This window comes from Sinorhizobium sp. BJ1 (assembly GCF_002531555.1).
Classification (GTDB): Bacteria; Pseudomonadota; Alphaproteobacteria; order Rhizobiales; family Rhizobiaceae; genus Sinorhizobium; species Sinorhizobium fredii_B.
The window spans coordinates 1-6,408 of the sequence record NZ_NWTH01000078.1; the positions used below are offsets into that span (position 1 = coordinate 1).

General features: G+C 57.3%; 6 protein-coding genes. All 6 read right to left on the reverse strand.

What is annotated here, in order from left to right:
* Positions 1 to 166: 166 nt before the first annotated feature.
* Positions 167 to 1,399 (reverse strand): MalY/PatB family protein, encoded by a 1,233-nt coding sequence (locus CO676_RS33780; RefSeq protein ID WP_097524252.1) that lies wholly within the window; start codon positions 1,397 to 1,399, stop codon positions 167 to 169.
* A gap of 12 nt (positions 1,400 to 1,411) precedes the next feature.
* Positions 1,412 to 1,609 (reverse strand): hypothetical protein, encoded by a 198-nt coding sequence (locus CO676_RS35040; RefSeq protein ID WP_144340251.1) that lies wholly within the window; start codon positions 1,607 to 1,609, stop codon positions 1,412 to 1,414.
* A 9-nt stretch (positions 1,610 to 1,618) separates the two neighbouring features.
* On the reverse strand, positions 1,619 to 2,758 hold the full coding sequence (locus CO676_RS33785; protein WP_179875767.1) for an amino acid ABC transporter permease: 1,140 nt from the start codon (positions 2,756 to 2,758) through the stop codon (positions 1,619 to 1,621).
* On the reverse strand, positions 2,759 to 3,946 hold the full coding sequence (locus CO676_RS33790; protein WP_097524253.1) for an amino acid ABC transporter permease: 1,188 nt from the start codon (positions 3,944 to 3,946) through the stop codon (positions 2,759 to 2,761).
* A gap of 58 nt (positions 3,947 to 4,004) precedes the next feature.
* Entirely contained in the window at positions 4,005 to 5,006 is a 1,002-nt protein-coding gene (locus tag CO676_RS33795) for an amino acid ABC transporter substrate-binding protein (protein ID WP_245424658.1), read from the reverse strand.
* Between the two features lie 215 nt (positions 5,007 to 5,221).
* Positions 5,222 to 6,175: a LysR family transcriptional regulator gene (locus CO676_RS33800; RefSeq protein ID WP_097524256.1), complete on the reverse strand. Its 954-nt coding sequence runs from the start codon at positions 6,173 to 6,175 to the stop codon at positions 5,222 to 5,224.
* Positions 6,176 to 6,408: the final 233 nt, after the last annotated feature.

The window sequence follows — 6,408 nt, forward strand, 5'->3', positions numbered from 1 at the left end:
GTCATCAGCCGAAGTGCGTTGTCGTCCTGACGGGCGATGGCACGCAGCTTGCGCTCAAAAGAAACAAGCCGTGCACGGGGCTCGTGAAGAACGGCTCCCTTCGACCGATACCGTTCTCTAATGGGTCAAGGGCGGCGGCTCGGTTATGAGCGTTGTCGACAAAGGCCTAAAGCGATGAAAGGGCGCTCGCCATGCGAGCCAAAGCTTCCTCGAGGACCGAACGCGGGCAACCGACGTTGAGCCGAATGAAGCCCTCTCCACCCGGCCCATAAACGCGCCCGTCGTATAAGTTGACGCCGGCTCGCTCGACGAAGAAGCGATGTACGCCTCCAACCTTTGCGTCCACTTCCCGCGCGTCCAGCCAGACCAAAAACGAGGCGTCCGGTCGCATAGGGGAGATACCCGGAAGTGACTCTGCGGCCCGGCTCAATACAAGATTGACGTTGTCGCGAATATAGGGTGTCAGGTGGTCCAGCCACTGATCGCCTGAGGTGTAAGCAACCTCCAGAGCTATGCGCCCAAAGAAATTGGCGTTCACCATGAACGACGCTTGCATGACCCGGAACAATTTCTCCCGGCGTTTCGAGTCAGCGACGGAAAGCGTGGCCGAAGGCACACCGGCCAAGTTAAACGTTTTGGTAGGGGCTGTGCAGATGAAGGACTTCGCCGCCGCGCCCTCACTGATCGAGGAAAACACGACATGTGGGCTGTCGTTTAGGCGAATGTCGCAGTGAATATCGTCGGAGATGACCAGAATGCCGTAGCGCTCGCACAGCGAATCCAAGCTCTCGAAGTCCTCGCGCGTCCAGGCCTTCCCGGCTGGGTTGTGCGGGTTGCACAACAAGAAGGCGCGCGCCCCGTTTGCAGCCAGACGCTCGAAGTCATCCAGATCGAGCTCGTAACCACCCTCAACAAGCCTCAAGCGGTTGATCAGGAGCGTCCTATGGTTGTCGCGGACGACTTGAAAGTATGGCGAATAGACTGGCGCCTGTACGATGACACCGTCTCCTGGCCGCGTGAAGGTCCGCAGTATAGCCGCAACCGAAGGCATAATGGCAGGGGCAGGAAGCAGGGTCGCCAGGTCCACGTCCCAGTTGTGGCGACGCTCGAACCATGATTTGACGATTTCATAGTGATGCGGATCGCGCTTCGTATAGCCGTAGATACCATGATTGACAGCCTCCCGCAGGCGCGCGATCACTGGCTTCGGCGCCCGGAAGTCCATGTCAGCCGTCCAGAGAGAGATCAGCCCTTCGCCCTCGACACGAGGGGAGAACTCATCCCATTGATTGGCCCATTTCGCAGATCCGAATTGGCTGCGATCGTGGACAACGCCAAAATCAAACTCCTTCGCGCCCAGTTTCCTGGCCGCCGGCACGCCCGGCTGTGAGTATGTCATTGGTTCAGATTCCTAGAAATTATTGTTGCGCGAACCACCGCGCTGGTAAAACGAGCGGGAAAAGTCACTGCAGGATTTGTCGCAAGAAGTGCTGTGCACGCTCCGATCGAGCGCTTTTGAAAGGCAGAAGGCGTCGCGGCCTTGATACAACTCAACGGCCATTTTCGGACTGCCCGACACAGAAGCTGCCGGCTTTGGTTTGCTGAGCATCAACAACTCCTATGATTTATGGCCGCGCGCGAGGTGACGTTCCACAGACTGCGAGTAACGAGACATTCCGAAGCAGAACAACCAGTAGATGATCGCGGCGAAGAGGTAGCCGGTGGAGGAGATCGTTGGTCCTGCCCAATTGGGATCGATGCGGGCTGCTTCGACTGCGCGCAGGAAGTCCGCGATGCCGACGATGGCCACCAGCGTCGTATCCTTGAACAGGCCGATGAATGTCGAAACGATGCCGGGGATGACGATGGTCAAGGCCTGAGGCAGGATGATTAGCCTCATCATCGTAAAGTACCCGACCCCAAGAGCCTGGGCGCCTTCGTATTGTCCCTTCGGGATAGCTTGCAATCCGGCGCGCACGACTTCTGCCATGTATGCGGCTGAGAAGAGGGCGGTTCCGATCATCGGCCGCAGCAGCCTATCGGGTGTGAGCGCCTCCGGCACAAATAGAGGCATCATGAAATTCGCCATGAAGAGAACGGTGATGAAAGGCACACCGCGCACAACCTCAATGTAGAAGACGCAGACAGCCTTGACGATCGGTAGCTCGGAGCGTCGGCCGAGGGCCAGGACGACACCAAGCGGCAGCGAAAACACAATCCCCACGACCGACATCAAGAGCGTGATCATCATCCCGCCCCAGAGGGTGGTGTCGATGACAGGCAGGCCGATCGCTTCGACGCCGCGAAGCAGAGCGAACCCAACAACGGGGTACACTCCGAAGAATAGGAGCGCTGCCGTGTTCCGACGCGGAGCGTTCCGCCAAAGAAGCCAAGCGATCAAAATGGCCCCGATTACCTGTGTCAGGTCGACGCGCCAGCGTTCGGTGGGAGGATAGGCTCCGTACTGGAGGTAGTTCAGCTTGGCACGAATGAATGACCAGCATGCACCATCGGGATTCGCGCGACAGACCTCGCTATCACCGCTCCAGACGGCATTAATCAACGCGAAACTCAGAAACTGAGAGACGAGCCACACCGCCAATCCGGTGAAGCATACAGTCAAACAGCATGAGAACGGGCTTGAGAACAGGTTCTTTCGCGCCCAGGTGAGAGGGCTAGGCCGGATGTCCGCCGGTGGCGGGGTGGTTGGGATATACTCGTGATGGAAAGCCGTCGCGACGGGAAGAGTTGTGGTCATTTATCTCTCCACGAGCGCGAAGCGCAGGTTAAAGGCATTCATTGCTGCTGACGTAATCAGTGAGATGACCAGGTATACCGCAAGCGTTATGGCCATCACCTGGACCGCGGCACCTGTCTGGTTAAGTACCGATCCCGCGAAGACTTGCACGAGGTCAGGATATCCAATGAAAACAGCAAGCGAGGAGTTCTTGATCAAGTTCAGGTATTGACTGGTCAGAGGCGGAATGATGATCCGCAGCGCTTGAGGCACCACAACGAGGCGCAACGTCTTGCCTTGCGGGAGCCCGAGGGCATGGGCCGCTTCGGTCTGACCCTTGGAAACCGCCTGTATGCCCCCGCGAACGATCTCAGCGATAAAGGACGCCGTGTAGACGGAGAGGCCGAGAAGGAGAGCCGCGAATTCAGGGTAGATTTGCTGGCCGCCACGGAAGTTGAAGCCCCTGAGTTCCGGATACGTGAAAGACCATGGGCTTCCCGCCGCCACATAGGCCGCCAACGGTAAGCCTGTGAGCAGGAGCAGACCGACGGCCAAAACCGGAAGCTGCTTGCCGGTTCGCTTTTGAACGCCGCTCGCGTAGGCGCTGAATGCTATTGTGAATGCGACTGCTGCAACGATGGCCATGCCCACCAAGCCGGCCCCTGCATGAAACTCGACAGCAGGCAGGATGATCCCACGGTTGTTGAGATAGATTCCCCCCGGCAGGGCGATAGAAGACTTCGGCGCGGGCAGCGGCTTGAGTACCGCGTTGTACCAGAACAGAAGCTGAAGCAGCAGCGGGATGTTCCTGATGACCTCCACGTACGAAGTTGCCACGTTGGCTGCTATCCAATTGTTGGAAAGACGCGAAATGCCGATCAGGAACCCGATGATCGTGGCAAGCACGATGCCGAAAGCGCTGACAAGAAGTGTGTTCGCGACCCCGACCCAGAACGCCTGGCCATAGCTGGAAAGGGTGTCATAAGGGATGAGGGTCTGATTTATCTGGAAGCCCGCCGTTTGGTTCCAGAAGTCGAACGTCAGGGGGATGCCGCGCTGTCTCATGTTAGAAACAGTTTGGGTCGCGATTCCTACAGCGATGACAGCCAGACTTACAGCCAACCCGGCTTGATAGGCGATTGCGCGAACCTTCTTGTCATAGATCGAGAAAGCCCTGCGCAGATGCGCAGGCTGAGAGATGTCAACCATTCGTGCCTCCCAACTTGACCAGGGGACCGCCGCTTTTCGCGGCGGCCTCCGTTGCCCATCAACGGATGGGGGGCGCGTACTGAAGGCCGCCTGCGCTCCAGAGAGCATTAACGCCCCGCTCGATCTTCAGCGGAGATTCCTTGCCGATCGAACGTTCGAAGATTTCGGAATAATTGCCGACCTGCTTGATGATGTCCTGCGACCACGTTTCGCCGAGCCCTACATCCTTGCCGAAACTGCCTTCGACGCCCAGCAGGCGGCGGATGTTCGGATTGTCGGAGTTTTTCATCTCGTCGACATTCTTCGAAGTGACGCCGAACTCCTCTGCGGCGAGCATGACATTGAGAGTCCACTTGGCGATGTTGAGCCACTGATCGTCACCTTGGCGCACAGCGGGTCCGAGAGGCTCCTTCGAAATGATTTCGGGGAGAACGACACTGTCATCGGCATTGGCCATGCGGATACGCGCAGCGTTCAAACTGGACGTGTCGGCGGAGAAGACGTCGCACCGCCCCTCTTCATAGGCCTTGATGACGGCCTCTTCATCGGCGAAACCGACAGCGCTGAAGGTCATGCCGTTGGAACGGAAGTAGTCTGCGAGATTCAGCTCTGTGGTGGTTCCCTGCGAAACGCAGATCGATGCGCCGTCCAGGTCCTTCGCCGACTTAATGTTCTCCGACTTGCGCACCATGAAGCCCTGGCCGTCATAGAAATACGTGCCGGCGAAAATGATGCCGAGCGAGGTATCGCGCGAGGAAGTCCAGGTGGCGTTGTGCGCCAGAATGTCGATCTCGCCGGACTGGAGTGCGGTGAAGCGATCCTTTGCATTGAGGGGAATGAACTTGACCTTGGTCGCATCGCCGAGGACGCCGGCAGCCACAGCACGGCAGTAATCGACCACGAACCCCGTCCACTTCCCTTCGTTATTAGGGACGCTGAAGCCCGCCGTTGCCGGATTTGTCCCGCACGTGAGAATTCCTTTTGCCTTTACGTTGTCCAACATCCCTGCCCAGACGGTGGACGCATAAGCGGCAAACGCCGCCCCGACAACTCCAGTCATAATCTTGCGCATAGAAGGATCCCCTTTTTATTTGCAAGAAGAGGGTCGCCCCTAAGGCATTAATTTGTCAAATTGATTGTCTTCATCCGGATTATGAATTTCGTTCACACTGCTACCGCCGTCGCCGACCCTGTTTTTCGGTCAGTCGAGACTCGGAACAAGAGTTGCCGCTTTGATTGCAGATCGTGCTTGAGTAGTGCCGAAGCCGCCACCGCTCACGTCATGAGCTTGTTCGCCAATATTACTTCGTTCTTCTTTATTTGAGCGGCGTGGTAGAGTTCGGTTATTAATCGCCGCAGCCAAAGGGCTCCCTGATCAGCGGCCATCTGCCGATGGATGACGAGGTTTGCGCTTACGGATGAAATGGGGATTGGCGGCGAGAGAAGTGTCACCTCGCTTGTTTCATCAAACATTTGAAGAATTCCGTCGCCGCAATGAGTGATGAGCTCGGTTCCCCTTAGGACCCACGGCATAACTAAGTAGTTCGAGATGGTGGCCACGACCTTTCGCCTGAGACCACGCTCTCTCAGTGCACCATCAGCCAAGCCCTCAGCCAGACCATCTGCCGAAATCTGAAGATGCGAAGCCGACAGATAAGTCTCCAGGCTCAGTGGACTCCGTGCAATTTGGCTACCGCTCCACACGGCGCAAAGCAACCTGTCCTGCCCAAGCTCCACCTTGACCAGACTGGGATCATCTTTGAGATTTGCGCCCGTCAACGTGCAGTCTACCTGCCGAAAGTAGTCGGCGCTTTCGGCCTCGACTCGGTTCGCGGGAATCACGTTGAGCGTGGCATGCGGCGCCTGCTCGGAGAATTCCTTAATCAACCGCGGAATGAATATCATCGCATGATAGTCAGTGAGGCCGACACGAAACTTTCGCTCGGTCGTTGTGGGATCAAAAACCTTGTAGCGCCCGATCGACGCGCGAATTTTCGCCAGCGCATCAGACAAATCCGTCGCCAGCTCGAGTGCTCGCGGCGTGGGTCTCATGGTGCCGCCATCTCGTGTAAACAATTCGTCCTTGAAAAGTGTGCGCAGCTTGGCGAGAGAATGGCTGACGGCAGACTGGGTCCGCCCCAAATGGTCGGCAGCGCCCGTGACACTTCGCTCCTGCATTAACACGTCGAAGACGCGAAGAAGGTTGAGATCAACGTCGTCTAGAGACATCGAAAGCTCCATGAGCAAGACTCATGGAGCCCATGGAAGCACTTCGCTTTGCGCATGGCAACGACCTGCGCGAGAGGCGCGATCGGACCAAGGGATTGAGCCGAGCAACGGCGTGGAATGCTATGTCAACGCCCGAAAGATATCTTGCTTCAGCGCCGGCAGTTGCCGCCAGTACATTATGCGATCTTCTGTAACGGGCTTTGCGTCAACCCTTGTGAGCTTAATCCCTCGCC